Annotated in this window: 11 protein-coding genes; 4 read left to right on the top strand and 7 right to left on the bottom strand. The window is 44.9% G+C overall.

Annotation, left to right across the window (positions count from 1 at the left end; all coding sequences use genetic code 11):
• The first annotated feature begins 39 nt into the window (after window positions 1-39).
• Both DFP77_RS10940 and DFP77_RS10935 read left to right on the top strand, forming a co-directional pair.
• The gene (locus tag DFP77_RS10940; RefSeq protein WP_114412327.1) at window positions 40-1431 is read left to right on the top strand and encodes an L-cystine transporter; all 1392 of its coding nucleotides are present in this window, start codon (window positions 40-42) and stop codon (window positions 1429-1431) included.
• Between the two features lie 197 nt (window positions 1432-1628).
• Entirely contained in the window at window positions 1629-3620 is a 1992-nt protein-coding gene (locus DFP77_RS10935) for a methyl-accepting chemotaxis protein (protein WP_114412326.1), read from the top strand.
• A gap of 55 nt (window positions 3621-3675) precedes the next feature.
• Here DFP77_RS10935 and DFP77_RS10930 read toward each other — a convergent pair whose 3' ends face one another.
• The 7 genes from DFP77_RS10930 to DFP77_RS10900 all read right to left on the bottom strand — a co-directional run bounded on the left by DFP77_RS10930 (window position 3676) and on the right by DFP77_RS10900 (window position 15030).
• Window positions 3676-4089 carry a hypothetical protein gene (locus DFP77_RS10930; protein ID WP_114412325.1) on the bottom strand — a complete coding sequence of 138 codons (414 nt, stop codon included), beginning with the start codon at window positions 4087-4089 and terminating at the stop codon, window positions 3676-3678.
• 113 nt (window positions 4090-4202) lie between these two features.
• Window positions 4203-5588 (bottom strand): DEAD/DEAH box helicase, encoded by a 1386-nt coding sequence (locus DFP77_RS10925; RefSeq protein ID WP_114412324.1) that lies wholly within the window; start codon window positions 5586-5588, stop codon window positions 4203-4205.
• A 192-nt stretch (window positions 5589-5780) separates the two neighbouring features.
• The gene (locus DFP77_RS10920) at window positions 5781-6662 is read right to left on the bottom strand and encodes a transglutaminase family protein (RefSeq protein ID WP_114412323.1); all 882 of its coding nucleotides are present in this window, start codon (window positions 6660-6662) and stop codon (window positions 5781-5783) included.
• On the bottom strand, window positions 6659-9238 hold the full coding sequence (locus DFP77_RS10915; protein WP_114412322.1) for a circularly permuted type 2 ATP-grasp protein: 2580 nt from the start codon (window positions 9236-9238) through the stop codon (window positions 6659-6661). The genes DFP77_RS10920 and DFP77_RS10915 overlap by 4 nt, the downstream gene beginning before the upstream one ends.
• 28 nt (window positions 9239-9266) lie before the next feature.
• Entirely contained in the window at window positions 9267-12632 is a 3366-nt protein-coding gene (locus tag DFP77_RS10910; protein WP_114412321.1) for a transglutaminase family protein, read from the bottom strand.
• Window positions 12629-13573, bottom strand: coding sequence for an alpha-E domain-containing protein (locus DFP77_RS10905; RefSeq protein ID WP_114412320.1), 945 nt, complete (start codon window positions 13571-13573; stop codon window positions 12629-12631). Before DFP77_RS10905 ends, DFP77_RS10910 begins: the two co-directional genes overlap by 4 nt.
• A 2-nt stretch (window positions 13574-13575) precedes the next feature.
• Window positions 13576-15030 (bottom strand): circularly permuted type 2 ATP-grasp protein, encoded by a 1455-nt coding sequence (locus DFP77_RS10900; protein ID WP_114412319.1) that lies wholly within the window; start codon window positions 15028-15030, stop codon window positions 13576-13578.
• 329 nt (window positions 15031-15359) lie between these two features.
• Between DFP77_RS10900 and DFP77_RS10895 the strand changes: the two genes are divergently transcribed.
• Together DFP77_RS10895 and DFP77_RS10890 are read left to right on the top strand one after the other, a co-directional pair.
• A complete protein-coding gene (locus DFP77_RS10895) occupies window positions 15360-16565 on the top strand; it encodes an FAD-dependent monooxygenase (RefSeq protein ID WP_114412318.1) in 1206 nt (401 codons plus the stop codon).
• A gap of 180 nt (window positions 16566-16745) precedes the next feature.
• On the top strand, window positions 16746-18467 hold the full coding sequence (locus DFP77_RS10890) for a PQQ-binding-like beta-propeller repeat protein (RefSeq protein ID WP_258861133.1): 1722 nt from the start codon (window positions 16746-16748) through the stop codon (window positions 18465-18467).
• Window positions 18468-18552 lie beyond the last annotated feature (85 nt).

Below are 18552 nucleotides of genomic sequence, written 5' to 3'. Positions count from 1 at the left end.
GCCGGTGTTCAATGACTAATTTGTTAAGGTTTTTTCTCCATGTTGTATCCCATTATTAACTTAGCGGTGTTCGCTTTGTTAATCGCGTTGTTGTTCAAACTGCAAAAAGCGAAAAAGACGTTATCGACTCAAGTATTTACAGGTTTGGGTCTTGGTGTGGCGTTTGGTGCTGCGTTGCAGTTTATCTATGGTGTTGGCAGTGCTGAAACCAATGAAACGTTAGAGTATGTGAATATCGTTGGTTATGGCTATGTTAGCTTGCTGAAGATGATCATTATGCCGTTGATTTTAGTGTCTATTATTGGCGCGATAATCAAGGTGAAAGACACGGGCTCTTTGGGCAAGATGTCTGGCGGTATTATCGGTATCTTGTTGGCGACCACTGCGGTTTCTGCTTTGATCGGCGTTTTTGTTAGTAACCTATTTGGCTTGTCAGCTGACGGTATCGTGCAAGGTGCGCGCGAAATGGCACGTGGTGCGGCATTGGAAACACGTCTTGATGGTCTGGCTAGTGTTTCTTTTGCTGACATGATCACATCGTTCTTCCCTGGCAACCCTTTCGCTGACTTAGCGGGTAGCCGTCCAACTTCAACCATTGCTGTGGTTATCTTTGCTGCGTTTGTTGGTGTGGCTGGTGTAACAGTTGCTCGTAAAGAGCCAGAATTAGGCGCTAGTTTTGAGCGTTTTGTTGATGTAGCTCAATCTATTGTTAGAACCTTGGTTCGTATGGTGTTAAGCCTTACGCCATATGGTATTTTGGCGTTGATGACTAAGGTGGTTGCTGGTTCTAATGTCGATGACATACTGACGTTGCTGAACTTCGTTGTGGCTTCTTATGTGGGTCTAGCACTGATTCTTGTCATGCATTTATGTTTGTTGGCATTTAACGGTATTTCACCACTACGTTACTTCAAGAAAGTATTGCCTGTGTTGTTGTTTGCTTTTACGTCTCGCTCCAGCGCAGGAACGATTCCATTGAATATCGATACTCAGGTCAAACGCCTTGGTAACGGTGAAGGTGAGTCAAACTTTTCGGCATCTTTTGGTGCGACGATGGGGCAAAATGGTTGTGCTGGTTTGTACCCAGCCATGTTGGCCGTGATGATTGCACCAACCGTGGGCATTAATCCATTGGACCCTAGCTTTATTATTTCACTGATTGCCATCGTTACCATTAGTTCATTTGGTATTGCAGGCATTGGTGGTGGCGCGACGTTCGCGGCTTTGATTGTGTTGTCGGCGTTGGATATGCCTGTTGCATTAGCTGGCTTACTGATCTCTATTGAGCCTTTGATAGATATGGGGCGTACCGCTGTGAACGTTAATGGTGCCATGACCGCAGGCAGTATCACCTCGAAATGGCTTGGTCATACTGACTCGAAAGTGTTTGAACAAGATGAAGTGCCAGAAGCAGAGCTGAGAAACAGTTAACTCTATTGGGTAGTGAAATTTTGTTTATATAAAACCACCTTCGGGTGGTTTTTTTGTTTCCAACATATCGAATTAAATAGACATTTAGGAAGTAAGAAAAATATTTGAAATCTAGATAATGTAAAAAAATAAGTACTGGGCATGCAAAGTGCATAATTTAATCTAAGCTTTCTTAAAACAACGACAAGGAGAGGCTAGTGTCCTTATTCTCAAACCTAAAAGTGTCTCAATCGGTAGCCATTGTTGGTATTTTACCATCGCTGTTTGCAATTATTATTGTTGGCTTTTTAGTTAACGATTTAAACGAACGTGTTCATGAAGGGCGTATCGCAGAGGACATGGTGAAGTTGTCATCTATTTTAGATGGTGTGGCTCATAATTTTGCGGTTGAACGGGGTTTGAGTGCGGGCTTTTTAGGCAGTAAAGGTAATAACGGAAGAGATGCTTTATTGGCCCAGCGTAAAATTGCGGACAATGCGGAAGCCGCATTGAAAAATCTAGAGAGTCGTTCTTTTGAAGTTCTTACAGTAGAGCGCCTAGAACGCTTAAGAGCGCCTATTTTAGCGATGTTGAAAGATAAGAATCAAGTTCGACAAAAAGTTGATGCTTTAGCGGCCGATAATGGCGCGTTTGATTTTTATTCGGAGGTGAACCGCCAAGCATTAAATTCCATTCAACGCGTGATTTTGGATATTAGTAACCGAGATATTGCCAAAGCACTAGAGGCTCGCTTAAGTCTATTGTGGATGAAGGAGCGTGCAGGTCAATATCGTGGTGCTTTAAATGGTGTGTATGCAGCTAAGTCGACAACATTAAAGCGTCAGTCTCAGATCGCGGCTTTCATTGAAGATGAGAATCATCAGTTAGAACACTTTATGGTGACGGCGTCAGATAAAGAAGAAGCATTACTGAGTGCAGAGATGAAAAATGATAATTGGAAGGCTGTCACACAGGCTACAAATGCTTTTTTGGCGATGAAGGATGTTTCTACTGTGAATGGCCCAGCAGATTGGTTTGGACTTGCTACGGCGAAAATAGGTTTGATAAAAGGAGTTGCAGATAAAATTAGCTCCGAAATTAATAATCTCAGTGCTGCGTTAACGTCTCGCAGTGAACTTTATCGTAATGGTTTGATTATTGGTTTTATTGTACTGATTACACCGGTGATTTTCTTGGCGTTCTCGTTGACACGTTCTCTGTCCAAACGGGTGGAGCGTATTAGCCAAGCGTTATCAAATGTCTCTTCAAAGCGTAATTTGGTGGGACGAATTGAAAATACGTCAAAAGATGAGTTGGGCGAGATTATTCAATATTTAAACATGCATCTGGACCATTTGAGTGAATCTTTTCATTTGATGGTGGATATGGCGTCAGAATCAAAGGAAAGTATGAATGTGCTAAGTGGCTATTCTAAAACCGCACTACAAGAAACCAAAGACCAGTTTAATCAAACGGATCTGATGGCATCCGCAGTAGAAGAAATGTCGCTGACCAGTAATACGATTTCCCAAGATATGCTGTCTTCAGCAGACGCTACTGAGAGTATTCGAGAGCAAAGTACCCAAGGGTCAGCGCGTATGCAGACGATTCTACAATCCATTGCTAATTTGTCTTCAGAAGTGAATGGTGGATATAAAGCGGTGCAGTCTGTTACGAGTCATACAGAGCAAATTAGCAGTATTTTGCAAACCATTGAATCCATCGCTGAGCAAACCAATTTATTGGCATTAAATGCTGCTATTGAAGCCGCCCGTGCTGGTGAACAAGGGCGAGGTTTTGCGGTAGTGGCGGATGAAGTAAGAACGCTTGCTCAGCGCACGCAGAACTCTACAGAAGAAATTCGTTCTATGATTGAAGCCTTGGTCGGTTCTGGTAAGAGTGCGCTACAATCCATGGATCAGTGTGCCAGCATGGCTACGCAAACTTCTGATGTTGTCAGCGAAAACGTCACCATGATGCAGGGCTTGTTTGATGCGATTGAGCAATTAGCTCAAACAATTGAGCGTGTTGCTACCGCGTCAGAAGAACAATCTCAGGTATCGGAAGAAATTAATAAGAATATTCAGAATGTCAGCGAACGTTCGGAGCGAATTCTGGATATGGTGAACAAAACTGATGAAGGTTCTGTTCAGGCTGGAGAGCGTTTTGAAAGTGTATTGAAAGAAATTAGCTCTTATAAATTGAGTTAGTGATTGCTAAGGATGGCATCAGGTTTTGTAATTGAGAACCTGATGCCATCCTCTTCTAATAAGTCTGCTCAATATTGTTTTTTTCCATAAAAGCTTCGCTACCAAAAGCGCCAAGTAAAGTGCCTAAAGAAATAGATAATGCGATGATGAAAATAAGAGATTTGATCGATGGATTTTTTATTCGATTTCTTAGGGTGAAGTAAGACAGCAGCGCAGCTAAGTATAGAACGGCAGCATTTAGGTTAAATAAGAAGTAAGACATAATTTCGAATGCCCAAAGAGATTCGCTGTTTTTATACTGGTTTAGAGACAGTGTTGTATAGGCGAAGGCGAGGAATATGGATGTAATGGCTGGCAGGATTTTATAGACAAATAGCTTTTCTTCTTTCAATAAAACATAGCCTATTCGAAGAGAGAAAAGGAAGCAGATTGCCCAAAATAAAAACAGAGGAAGAAGAATGATTCCCATGACACATCCTTGAAATAAGTTAGTTGTTATCTAATTTTATGCATTGTCCAAAGAAAAGCCACAGTGGCGAGTGCTCACTGTGGCTTTAATTATTGTAGCAGATGTGTCAAAAATTAATCAGGCTTACGATTACGACGCGCTGGCGCTAGAGGCTTGCTACGCAGACCTTGGCCTGGTGTCATTTCTGCTTTTGGTGCTGCTGGGCGACGGTTACCAGATTTAGGTGCATTACCTTTCGCTGGATTGCCACCCTGTTTCGCGCCATTGCCTTGTCTTGCTGCACCCTGTTGATCACGTGGTGCTTTTGGCTTTTTAGGTTTGTTTGGTTTGATTGGACGCGTATCCAGAGTGGTATCAGGCAACATGTGTGTTGGCATGAAGTCATCTTCGTAGCGACGCTCAATGAGCTTCTGAGTTAAACGTTCAATAGCGCGTAGCTGGTCTAATTCATCTGCAGCAACCAATGAAATTGCTTTGCCTGTTGCACCCGCACGGCCAGTACGACCAATACGGTGAACGTAATCTTCAGCCACGTCTGGTAAGTCAAAGTTGACCACGTGAGGTAGCTGTTCGATATCTAGTCCACGAGCGGCGATGTCGGTTGCCACAAGGATTCGAATGCGGCCTTCTTTAAAGTCTGCTAAGGCACGAGTACGTGCGCCTTGGCTTTTATTGCCGTGAATCGCGCTGGCACGAATACCGGCGTCTTCTAGCTGTTTGGTGATTTTATTAGCGCCGTGCTTGGTGCGAGAAAATACTAAGGCTTGATCCCAGCGACCTTGGGCAATCAGTTGAATTAACAATTCCGTTTTACGTTTTTTGTCGACAGGATGTAACCATTGCTCAACAGAAACGGCTGTCGCGTTGCGCGGCGTAACTGAAATTTCAACAGGGTTGTTTACTAAACCTTTTGCTAGCTGGCGTATTTCTGGAGAGAAGGTTGCAGAGAACAATAAGTTCTGACGTTTCTTTGGAAGTATCGCTAAGATTTTTTTGATGTCATGGATAAAACCCATGTCCAACATGCGGTCGGCTTCGTCTAGAACAAGGACTTCTAGCTTATCGAAACGTACGGCTTTTTGATTGTACAAATCCATCATGCGGCCAGGCGTGGCGATAAGAATATCAGCGCCGCGGCGAAGGGCCATCATTTGAGGATTGATTTTTACGCCACCAAATACAACAGTCGATTTAAGACCTAAATGCTGACCATAGTTTTTTACGTTTTCAGCAACTTGAGCCGCTAGTTCACGTGTTGGCGTTAATACCAATGCACGGACTTGATTGCTTTGCGCGTGTTCGCCTTTACTTAGAATTTCAAGCAAGGGTAGGGTAAAACCGGCTGTTTTGCCTGTCCCTGTTTGAGCCGCGGCCATCACATCTTGGCCTTCAAGAATGGCTGGTATTGCCTGAGCTTGAATTGCAGACGGCTCAGTATAGCCTTGATCTTCAATGGCTTTTAGGATGGGGGCAGAAAGCCCAAGTTTGTCGAAACTCATAGATGTTCTCATGTTTTATAAAGGCAGGTGCAAAGCTGAAAAGTCAGGTTATGCAAGAATTTCGCGAAGCTTACCTTATATCGTCTCTACATGCTATGTAGTATGGCTTTTGCTCGATAATTGTACATATTTAAACAGCACAGAAACTGTGAAATATGTACCTGATTATAACGAGCAAAGGGCGGTTTCTCGTTAGACCCGCTTTACATCTACCGAAACTGCTAATTGCTGAGAGCCACCACCTTCAAATATGACGCCTTGCAATGGAGTGACATCGGCATAATCTCGACCCCATGCGGTGACTATGTGTTGGTCGCTTGGCATCAAATCATTAGTTGGATCAAATTCTACCCAGCCTAATTCTGGAATAAGTACGGCGAACCAAGCGTGAGACGCATCAGCACCAACAAGCTTTTCTTGCCCCGGTGGTGGCAAGGTTTCTAGGTAGCCGCTCATATAGCGTGCTGGAATGCCAACCGAGCGCAAGCAGCCAATCGCTAAGTGAGCGAAATCCTGACACACGCCACTGCGTTGTTTAAGTACTTGTTCAAGTGGTGTCGCAACGGTTGTCGTTGTTGGGTCGAATTTGAACTCGGAGAAGATCTTATGGGTGAAAGCCAGCGCCGCCTGCAAGACTGGTTTGTCGTCAGCAAAAGTACTTTGCGCATAAGCTTTTAGATCTTCTGAACAGCGTATTTGCGGCGAATCTAGTAAGTATTCTTTTGCCATACGTAATTCAGGTGTGTTTGGATTAGCTAATTGCTCACGTAACTGACCACAGGTAAGCGAGCTCTGCGTTTGCCATTGCAGCACATCTAATGGCGAGATTTCGAAATCGGTAGTGACATCAATCACGAGTTTTTTGTGCGCTTCTTGAATCGAAAAATAAAACGTCTGATTACCGAAATAATCTTCGCCATCATTTTGATAAACTGGTGGCGGATTGATTTGTACTTTTTGATGTAAGCAGCGCTGATTACGCGTGTCTCGTGGTAACAGGTGAGCCATGTTGTAACATAAGCTCACCGGTGCTCCATAAGTATATTCTGTTATATGGCGAACGCGGTATCTCATAGACTTATCCCTATGGCGACTTCAGTCAATGACTGCGGTCCAGCGGTATGGTCAAAATACTTATCACTAATGAGGACAGTGAATTGCTCAAGCTGATCTAAAAGCTCGGTCATGAGTTGTTCTAACTTCAGACGGCTTTGGCTGTCTATGTCGACTTCGGCAAGCTCTTCCAAATCGGCAAGCTGAATATCATTGAGCGACTTTAAGATGATCTTGTTTTCTGGGCTTAAGCCTGCGGTTTTTGTTTCATTTCTTGGTAGTTCTTTAATGCATTTACGCAGCTGCTCTACTTGGTAGAGTAAAGAGCGAGGATTACTGCCATCAATCATTAATAGATCCAGTCCGTAAGCAACACGAGCGCGATTACGATAACGGCGACGGAAAGAAATCAACGCTTCTACGCTTAACAAAACGGATTCTAAAATTTGTTGCTGTGGTCCTGATGAAAGCGGTGTAGTTAACGCGGAACGTAGCAAAGTTGCCGTTTGCAGAGCCCGTTCGGTACGTCTGCCAATTTCCTGAAATGTCCAATCTAAACCGCGTAACATGCTTTCATGGTTTAATCCGGAGAGCGCCAACAAGGAAGTAACTAGGCTGTCTAATGACTCTTCTGGCGCAGAAGGCAGGCCGTTCGTGTAAGCGCGGTCTAGCTCATGGATATGGTCGCGCAGTTCATTAATGATGATGCGAGTATCTGCAGACAGCATCTCTTTGACTTGTTCGCTGCAACTTAACATGGCTTGTAAATTGGCTTTGATTGACCCAGCACGGCTGCCATCGGTAATCATAGAGATTAGTTCAGCTTCTGGGTTCTCTAGCAAATTTTCGTCGGCTTCTAAGAAGCCGGGCAAGCAACCAGTTTGTGTCGATGCCATTTCAAGGAGCATGCGTCGGCTTTCTTCTGGCAGTGGATCGATACCATTCATCTGTTTAAAAATAGTCCGTAATAAACGCATGCTAATTTCAGCTCGTTCTGCATAGCGCCCCATCCAAAATAGGTTCTCTACCACTCGGCTTGGTAAGTTTGCTTGTAAGGCTTCGTCTTGCAGTAATACTTGATCGTTAAGTAACGTTTTTGGTGCTTCTGGCTCTGCCGCAATAACCCAGGTGTCTTTGCTTTTTGAGTTAGAAATGCTGGAAACAATAGCTTCTTCTGTTGATTCGCCAACACGCGATAAACCACCAGGCATGACTGTGTAACCGGTCGGATTAGCAATGGTGAAGGCTCGTAACAAGCTTGGTCTCGATTGTAAGTTTCCGTCTAACCAAGTGGGAGATATGGAGCCCGGAATATAGTTTTGTGCGGTGAAAAGGTGCGGTGCTTTTTTAATTTTTTCTACGATGTTGAGCTTTTTTTTCTCAGTCAGTGTATGACCATAAATGCTCTTACTGCTATGGCTGCGAATCGCAGGTTTGATAATAAGATTTCCAATATTGGCGATCACATAATCGAGATCATCTTTATCACCACACCACCATGTTGTAACTGATGGCAAAGTGAGTTGTTCACCTGTTAAAAATTCGCTAATAGCAGGTAAGAATTTAATCAAAGCGGGCGCTTCTAAAATACCGCTGCCCAATGGGTTAGCAAGTACAACATTGCCTGCTCGAACTACTTCTAATAAGCCTGGAACACCAAGGAAAGAGTCCGCTCTTAGTTCAGCTTGATCGCAATAGGTATCATCGACACGACGTAAAATCACATCAACACGAGCTAAACCGTTTAAGGATTTCATCCAAACAGCGCCATTACGTACTGTTAAATCACTGCCTTGCACCAATGGAAAGCCAAGGTAGTTTGATAAGTAAGCTTGCTCAAAATAGGTACTGCTGTAGGCGCCGGGTGATAGCATGACGATACGAGGCGTGTCCGTCCATTGGCTGGCAAGTGAAGACAGCATGTTTTTGAAGGCTTGAAAGAATCCTGCCAGACGACGTACTTGGCTATCACGGAAACTGTTTGGAATAACGCGAGATACAACTGTACGATTTTCCAACGCATAGCCTGCGCCATTTGGTGCTTGGGTCCGATCGCCAATGACTTGAAATTGGCCTGTATGGTCACGCACGAGATCGACGGCATGATGTAATAATTGATGGGCACCAGGAACCATAACACCGTGGCATTGGCGTAAAAAACCTGGATGACTAAAAATAATCTCTGAAGGAATAATGCCGTTTTTTAGTAACTCTTGTGGACCATAAAGGTCTTTTAAAATGAGGTCGAATAAGTTTGAGCGTTGCGATAAACCTTGTTCGATGGCAAGCCATTCATCGGTTGGGATAATATTAGGAATAAGATCCAGCGACCAAACACTGGGTGTGAGTGGGTCACTGGTTAAATTATAGGTAGCGCCGTCTTCGCGTAAAATACGCTGTGCACGGCGCTGTCTGTCGAGCATTTCTTCGTCCGATAGATTGCTTATACTACGCAGCAAATCGTGCCAATGTGCGCGTGGTTGGCGATCTTCCGTGAAGGCCTCATCATAAGCATTTATCGGTTTATCATAGGCGAAAGATAACGTCGGTTTTTCATCTATTACCGACGTTACAAAGTTACCTGTTTGAAGTTGCATAATGAGCTTGAGCCTAAAAGATTAATTATTAGAGAACATTATACTGCTTCCTTAGATCTAATGTATGAGGATATTCATTTATTGGCTCTTCTGCTGGTGGCGACATAGCGCGAGGCTTGTCTCCATTCGGGTAAAAAGAGCGCAGTGCACTAAAGGCTGGCGGTGGGGATAATGTGCCTTGAGTGAAGCCATGATCCCAAAAACGGTTAACTCGGCGTGCTTCTGCTTCGTTGCTGTTGACCGGTACATTATCGTAGGTTCGTCCACCAGGATGAGACACATGATAGGTACAACCGCCAACAGATAAGCCGTTCCAAGTATCAATCAAATCAAATACTAACGGCGCATCAATGCCCAAAGTGGGGTGCAACGCAGATGGTGGCGCCCAAGCTTTATAGCGAACCGCACCCACGTATTCGCCTTTACGGCCAGTGGAACGAATCGGCACGCGGCGACCATTACAGCTCAGCACGTAACGTCCATCGGTTAAACCAGATAGTTTTACCTGCAAGCGTTCGACGGAAGAGTCCACATAACGAGCGGTGCCCGATCCGGTAATTTCTTCACCTAATACATGCCAGGGCTCAATTGCCCAACGAAGTTCAATTTCCATGTCATCAATTTGCTGACGACCGTAATGAGGGAAGCGGAATTCTTCAAACGGAGCTAGCCATTCAAGTTTGAATGGGAAGCCATGGCGCTGAAGGTCTTCGACCACTTCTTTGACATCTTGCCAAACAAAATGCGGCAGCATGAATTTGTCATGAAGGCTTGTGCCCCAACGTACCAAAGGTTTTTTGTAGGGGGCTTTCCAAAAGCGTGCCACTAAGCAGCGCAACAGCAGCATTTGTACCAGAGACATGTGCGGATGCGGTGGCATTTCAAAACCACGGAATTCTAATAAACCTTGTCGACCACTGGCGCTGCCAGCTGCGTAAAGCTTATCGATACAGAATTCAGAGCGATGGGTGTTGCCAGTGATGTCGACCAGCAAGTTACGCATCAAACGATCGGCTAACCAAGGTTCATCGACTAAGCCTTCCGGCATGTTTTGGAAAGCGATTTCCATTTCATACAAAGCTTCATCTCGTCCTTCGTCTGGACGTGGCGCTTGGCTGGTTGGGCCAATGAACATGCCAGAGAAAAGGTAAGACAAACCAGGGTGATGCTGCCAGAAAGTCACTAAGCTTTGTAGTAATTCAGGGCGACGCAACAGCGGGCTGTCTGCTGGTGTGCGGCCACCTAGGGTCACGTGGTTACCGCCACCTGTTCCTGTGTGGCGACCATCCAGCATGAATTTCTCGGCGCCAAGACGAGAAAGATAAGCTTGGTGATACAAGGTTTCAGTATTGTGAACCAGTTCTTTCCAGCTCGCCGCAGGGTGAATGTTAACCTCAATAACCCCTGGATCTGGCGTGATCAAAAACTTTTGCAAACGTGGGTCTTTTGGTGGTTCGTAACCTTCGACAACAATAGGTTTATCAAGGGCTTTTGCCACCGCTTCAAGATGCTCAAGAACCTCGACAAAATGTTCAAGATGCGTCATGGGTGGCATGAACACATGCAAGCGCCCATCACGTGGTTCGATACACAATGTGGTACGAATTACGTTTTTAAGTGTATTCTCAGGTGCTAACGCTGGTTTTGATGGTGCTGCTTTTTTAGCGAAGTGCTGTTTGGCGACGCTGTCTAACACGGCGTTGTCTTTTTTGTTTGCCAAAGGTTGGCGAGGATCGAACGGGTCACGCTCAGGAATACGATCTTCTTCGGCTTGCGCTGGCAAAGAATTCAGTGGCAAACGATAACCCATCGGGCTGTCGCCCGGAATCAAGGTGATAACGTCACTGCGCATAGGCCAAAGGGAGCTGCTCCAACGATTATTTACCGTATCGAACTCTAACGGTAAAACGTAGCCTGTTGTAGTGCTTAAACCACGGCTAAGCAGTTTCGCTAGACGGCGGCGTTCTAAGTCGTCTTTTAAGTCCGCTTTGGTTGGGTCGGCATCCGCAGGAAGGGATTGTTCCATCCACAAATAATACAGGGTGTCTTCGTAAGTGCTTTGAAGGTATTGCTTATCCAGCGCGAGCTTATCACACAAGAGTTCACCAAAGGCTTGTGCGTCTTTGATGGTGTGTTTGTAGTCTTTGTCTACGCGTGCTAAATATTTCGGATCATTCCACAGGGCTTCGCCGTCGGTACGCCAGAAACAACCCAGTGCCCAACGCGGTACTTCTTCACCCGGATACCATTTGCCTTGGCCATAATGAAGTAGGCCGTTAGCACCGAATTCTTGCTTCATTTTGATTAGCAAGTCTTTGGCTAATTTGAGTTTTTCTGCACCCAATGCTCCGGTGTTCCACTGTTCTGAATCCATGTCGTCGATGGATACGAACGTTGGCTCACCACCCATTGTCAGACGGACGTCACCGTCTTCAAGCTGTTTGTCGACCGCAAAACCTAGGGCTTTGATGGTGTCCCATTCGCCTTCGGCATAGGGTTTGGTTACACGAGGATCTTCATGAATACGAGTCACAATGTTGCTGTAACTAAATTCGCATTCACATTCGTCAATTAAGCCTGTGATCGGCGCTGCGGAGGCAGGTTCTGGGGTACAAGCTAATGGGATGTGGCCTTCGCCAGCGAATAGCCCTGAAGTTGGGTCTAATCCAACCCAGCCTGCGCCTGGTAAAAAGACTTCACACCATGCGTGTAAGTCGGTGAAATCTTCTTCAGGACCTGATGGGCCGTCGAGAGCTTTCACATCAGAGGTTAGCTGGACAAGATAGCCAGATGCGAAGCGTGCTGCTAAACCAAGGCTACGAAGAATTTGTACCAATAGCCAAGAGGTGTCTCGGCAAGAGCCTTTTTTCAGGGTCAGGGTTTCTTCGCAGGTCTGAACACCTGGCTCTAGGCGGATTCCGTATCCAATATCGCCCGCTAAACGACTATTTATTGCCACGAGAAAATCGTTGATTGGTGTGTTTTTACGATCAACAGTTGATAGCCATTTATCTAATAAAGAACAAGATTCGGTGACTTGTAAATAAGGTTCTAGCTCCTTTTTCAGGGCTTTGTCGTAGGCAAAAGGATACTCTTCCGCGTAGCTTTCCACGAAGAAATCAAATGGATTGATCACCGTCATATCAGCAATAACTTCTACGTAAAACTCTAGCTTATTGGTCTTTTCAGGAAATACTAAGCGAGTTTGGAAGTTACCAAATGGGTCTTGTTGCACATTAAGAAAATGCGTTTCAGGCAATACTTTGAGCGAGTAAGCATGGATTTTTGTACGTGAGTGCGCCGCCGGTTGCAGTCTTAAAACGTGGGGAGCCACATTGATAAAACGATCAAACTCGTAGGTAGTCTTGTGCTGTATTGCGACTCTAATGGTCATGCAGCGTCTCCTTGCCGAAAATGAAACCAGTTTTCGGTGATCTGGTGGTTTATTTCGATAATGGCAATCTGTATATCATTGAGATGGTTATGGAAATCTTCATCCAAATCTTCTGAACTATGGATTGGGTAATCAAACTCTAAAAGTTTATCTACTTGAGCGGTAATCAAACCTGCGCGGGGTAATTTTGTCGCCGCTTCGCCTATTTGTCCCAAGCAATACTTTAAGCTGCGAGGAAAGCATGGGTCGTTCATCAAGAATGTCGTTGCTTTGGCTCCGTTGATAGAGGTTCGAACGGTGCGACGATAATCCAAATACGCACTTTGTGATTTTAATACTTTTGACCAAGTCACTTGGCCAAGTTGGATTCTGGCTTCGAGCTCTGACTTCAACATCAAGGATACGGCAGCATCAAGAATACGAGTGCCCATATCTGCACGCTCTAAATAACGCCCCATAATCAAGAAGTGCCAACCTGAATCTCGACTCATGGCGCCAGCAAACAAACCGATGATTTTCTGACAGCCTTCAATAATGGTGTTTAAGAACAGATGACGCTCTGAGCGATTAATGCCTTGTTTAATATTCTGTTGAGCATATAAGTCCAGCTCATTGATTAGCTCCCATGTTTCTTTAGGAACCGCATCACGTGTTGTACGAATGTTTTCTCGAACCATCTTTAATGACGACAACATGGAGCTGGAGTTGGTGTCATCGGCTAGGAGAAATTTAACAACATTGCGTTCGTCTTTGACCTTGTATCTTTGCTCAAAGGTTTCTTCGCCACTTAAAATTTCGATTAAATTGTACCAAGACACTTCAATACTTTTAGGTAGGTCAAATAGCAGCTCGTCATAAACGCTGACTAAACGGGCTGTGTTCTCAACGCGCTCCAAATACCGTGCGCTCCAATATAAGCGTTCTGCGACTCTAGATAACATGATTACTGCCCCTTTGTTTCAACAATCCAAGTGTCTTTACTACCACCACCTTGTGACGAATTAACGACCAAGGAGCCTTTTTTCATTGCAACGCGCGTTAATCCACCGGTGGTGACATAGGTGTCTTTGGCTTGCAAAATGAACGGGCGAAGATCTAAGTGCCGTGGCTCTAAGATACCTTTGGAAATAAGTGTTGGTGCGGTGGATAATTTTAGCGTTGGTTGAGCAATGTAGTTGCGAGGGTTTTTGGTGATTAACTCTGCAAACAGTGCTTGATCTTTTTTGGTCGAATGTGGTCCAACCAGCATGCCATAACCGCCTGACTCATTAGCGGGTTTGACTACTAATTTGTCGAGGTTTTCGAGTACGTAGGCGCGTTGTTCTGGGTCATCACACAAGAAAGTCTCAACGTTTTTAAGAATAGGTTCTTCTTTTAGGAAGTAGCGAATGATGTCTGGAACATAAGCGTAAACGACTTTGTCGTCGGCAACGCCTGCACCTGGTGCATTTGCCAAGGCCACATTGCCCGCACGCCATGCTCGCATTAATCCTGCAACACCCAGCACGGATTCTGGATCAAAGGCTTCTGGATCGATGAATAAGTCGTCAATACGACGATAAATAACATCGACACGTTCTGGGCCATCGATGGTTTTCATATAAACACAGTCGTCGCTGTCGACAAACAAATCGCTACCTTCGACCAGCTCTGCACCCATTTGCTGTGCTAAAAATGCGTGTTCAAAATAGGCAGAATTATAGATACCGGGTGTTAATACCACAATTTCAGGGTTTTCTATGTCGCGAGGTGAAAGCGCGGCTAAGGTGTCGAAGAGCTGAGATGTGTAAGAGTCGACAGGTAAGATAGATTCGTTTTCAAACATCTCGGGCAAGACTCGTTTGGTTATAGCACGGTTTTCTAGCATGTATGATACGCCAGAGGGCACACGTAGGTTATCTTCTAAGACAAAGAAATCGCCGTTTTCATCTCGCACTAAATCGGTACCACAAATATGTGCCCATACGCCGTATGCTGGCGATACACCGACGCATTCTGGTCTAAAGTTTTTTGAGTCTTTGATGATATGTTCTGGGATGATGCCATCTTTGATGACGTTTTGGTCGTGGTAGAGGTCGTTGATGAAAAGGTTGAGGGCTTTTAGGCGTTGTTTGAGACCCGCTTCAGCGACTTTCCAATCTGATGCTTCTATGGTTCGAGGGACAATATCGAAAGGCCATGCTCTGTCTATATTGCCTTCTTCTGTATAAACGGTGAAGCTGATGCCCATTTCTTGGATTGTTGCTTCTGCGGCAAGGCGTCTTTTTTCTAATTCATCTTCTGACAGGCTGTCTAAATATCCCAAAAGTTGTTTTGCAGGGGATCTTGGTGTGCCTTTGTTATCGATTAACTCATCAAAAAAAACAGATGTTTGGTACTGGCTTGTTAGTTTTTCCATGTATACCTCGTTCTCTTAATAAAGCCGGAGGTGAGTGCTTCAAACTAGCACACATTCACGTATTATTTTTGTGTCCTCGCCCTATATTGGGCTGGGCCTATACTTTCTAAAACTAAATCTAGTTATATCATTACCTTAATTACATGCTTAATGCAGATTTTTTTTGTAACGCTTATTAAACATAGCAAGGATCGAGCCACTGTATTTTAAAAATAGTAGCGTTATTTAATTTCTTGGTATGTGACATGGGTCGGTTTTATTACCTTTAAAATTCGATACTATTGGTGGTATGTGTTGTTGTTAAAATTCCCTCAGAAAAGGATAGAAAAGTGGCTTTGGTTAGTCGTGTTTTGGTGGCTGGTGCAGGCATTGGTGGATTGTGTGCTGCGTTGGCATTGGCTAAACAGGGTGTGCATGTCGTCGTACTTGAGCAAGCTCAAGCGCTTGGTGAAGTTGGCGCCGGTTTACAAATGAGTCCGAATGCCATGAAGGTGCTGCGTGAGCTCGGTTTAGAGCCTGAACTTAGTGCGTTCGCTTTTGTGCCACAGCATGCGGCTATTCGGCATTATAAAACGGGAGAGTATTATCTTAAATCTCCATTAGGCGAGCAGGCAGAAGCACGATATGGCGCGCCTTATTGGCATTTGCATCGAGCTGATTTACATCAAGTATTGGCACAAGCGTGCTCCCAAGCTGGTGTTGAGTTGGTACTAAATTCAATGGTGACAGCTTATCGCGAGGATGCGGAGCTAAATCAAGTCTATGTGCTACTCGAAGATGGACGAGAGTTTTATGGTGACATACTGATCGGGGCGGATGGTCTTCGTTCAAAAGTGCGTGAGCAAATGCTTGGCGAAGAACGTCCCACTTTTATGGGCCAGGTGGCATGGCGTGGTGTTATTTCTGCGAGCGACCTGACTGTCGATGTGAAACCTGATGCTTGTGTTTGGGCGGGGCCTGGTCGACATTTCGTTAGTTATTACCTGCGTGGTGGTGATTACGTTAACTTTGTCGCGGTAGAAGAACGCAGTGATTGGCAATCTGAATCATGGCGTGAAGAAGGGGATGTTGAAGAGTTAAGGCAAGCTTTTGCTGATTGGCATCCAGAAGTTAGTCAGTTGGTTGCTGCCGCCAGCAGTACTTTTTTATGGGCATTGAATGGCCGTGATGAGTTGCCTACTTGGCGCCATGGGCGAGTGGTTTTGATAGGCGATGCCTGTCATCCAATGCTGCCCTTTATGGCACAAGGAGCGGCTATGGCGATTGAAGATGGGTATGTTTTGGCTGAATATTTGTTGCGCTATGAATGGAGTGTCGCATTGACTAAGTATGAGCAAATCCGAAAGCCAAGAGCAACTAAAGTACAGCAAATGTCGAAAGCCAATGCTGGTTTATATCATATGCATGGTGGTGTGTTTGGTAAGGCGAAATTAAGGGCGCTTCAAGCAGCAGGGTGCTTTGCACCACAGGTGATTCAGTCTAAGTTGGATGGTGTCTATGGTCATGATGTGATCACTAGGTGGGCAAAAGAGTGAATTGTGCCCAAGTTTGCATTGTAAATATGTAAGAAAAGAGTCTATTTTGTCATTTTGTACTCTACACTTTTTCTTTGGGTTGTCATTATCTAAGGTATATATAGGAGTAGTGGCTGTGCTACGGCCAATTTTCTCCTAACTTATAAACTAAATGAATTAAACACAAAGGGATTAGGTTATATGATAATTCTCTCGGTACTTTTCTTAGCAATAGGGCTGGCGTTGCTATTAGGTGGCGGCTGGTTAGTTGCTCTTGATGGTAGCTTTTATTACGTTGCTGCTGGCGTTGCATTTATTGCCGTTGCTCTATTGCTAAGAAAACGTAATAAAATAGCGAATCTTATTTATGCGATGTTGTTAGTGGGGACCTTGATTTGGTCGATTATGGAATCTGGCTTAAGCTGGTGGCCGTTGGCGACTCGAATGGGGCTTTTCTTAGTTCTAGCTATTCCTCTTCTGTTATTTGCATTCTTCAAACGACCTGCAGGCGGACGTTTGTTATTTCCAGTTTGGTTAGCAACAGCCTTGGTGACTATCTCGCCTTTATTTATGACATCGCCTACCACGATCGAAGGTCAAATGACTCGTTCGGTGAGTATTCCTGATGCCGACATTGGCGATGTTGCTCAAGGTGACTGGGACGCATATGGACGTAGTAATCTAGGTCAGCGCTTTTCGCCTTTGGCACAGATAACCCCTGATAATGCTGATCAACTTCAAGTGGCTTGGCAATATCAAACAGGCGATAAGAAAGGACCAAAAGATGTAGGTGAAACAACCTATGAGGCAACTCCTTTAAAACTGGGTAATGCACTTTATATTTGTACTCCACACAATTGGATTGTGGCATTGGATGCAGATAGTGGTGAAGAGCAGTGGGTTTATGATGCGAAAGTGCCAGCTGAGAGTCAGCGACAACATCAAACCTGTCGCGGCGTGTCATATTTGCCGCCATCTGATAACGCAAAACTCCCGCCTGTTCAAAAACTGACTGTGCCAGCGCAAAGTCTAACTAGCATGCAATGTGATGCGCAGTTGTTTTTGCCGACCTCTGATGCACGTTTGTTGGCGGTAGACCCTACTACGGGTGCGCGTTGCGCTAATTTTGCGGATAACGGCGAATTAGACCTAATGCACAACATGCCATTTACTCAATCTGGCTATTATTATTCGACATCTCCACCGCTTGTTGCTGGTGATGTGGTTATAGTTGCAGGTTCTGTGAATGATAACTACGCGGTGAACTCTCCTTCAGGTGTGATTCGTGCTTACGATGTTAAAACGGGAGAATTAAAGTGGAACTGGGATTCTGGCTACCCAGATGATACTGCGCCAATTGGTCCTGATGAGACTTACGCGACAAGCTCTCCAAATAGCTGGTCTGTTGCCAGTGCAGATGAAGAGCTTGGTTTGGTGTACTTCCCTATGGGGAACCGCACACCTGATCAACTAGGTATGTATCGTTCACCAGCAGAGGAAAAATACGCGACTTCTGTTGTGGCTTTGAGCCTTGAAACCGGTCAGGTTGCTTGGGTTCAACAGTTTGTTCACCATGATTTATGGGATATGGATACACCAGCTCAACCTGCTTTGCTGGATTTAGATACACCAACAGGTAGACAGCCAGCTTTGGTTGTACCAACCAAGCAAGGTGATGTGTATGTGTTGAACAGAAAAACAGGCGAACCTATTTTCCCTATTACTGAAGAGCCAGCACCACAGGGCACTATTCCTGGTGATTATGCGGCAGAAACTCAACCTACTTCGGCTTTGTCTTTTAAGCCAGCTAAGTTGACAGAAGCGGATATGTGGGGTGGAACACCTTTGGATCAGTTAATGTGCCGAATTCAATTTAAGCAGTTGCGCTATGAAGGCCGATACACGCCACCATCAGTCGGGTAAGGACAGTGTGTTACCACACCATCCTCCCCTAAGAACCGTACTTGAGAGTCACCCCTCATACGGCTCAAGCCTCTCAACAGCCTTG

It is taken from the genome of Marinomonas foliarum (genome assembly GCF_003337275.1).
Lineage (GTDB): Bacteria > Pseudomonadota > Gammaproteobacteria > Pseudomonadales > Marinomonadaceae > Marinomonas > Marinomonas foliarum.
The sequence above is the reverse complement of the archived record's forward strand: the minus strand, read 5'-3'. Positions and strand labels throughout refer to the sequence as shown.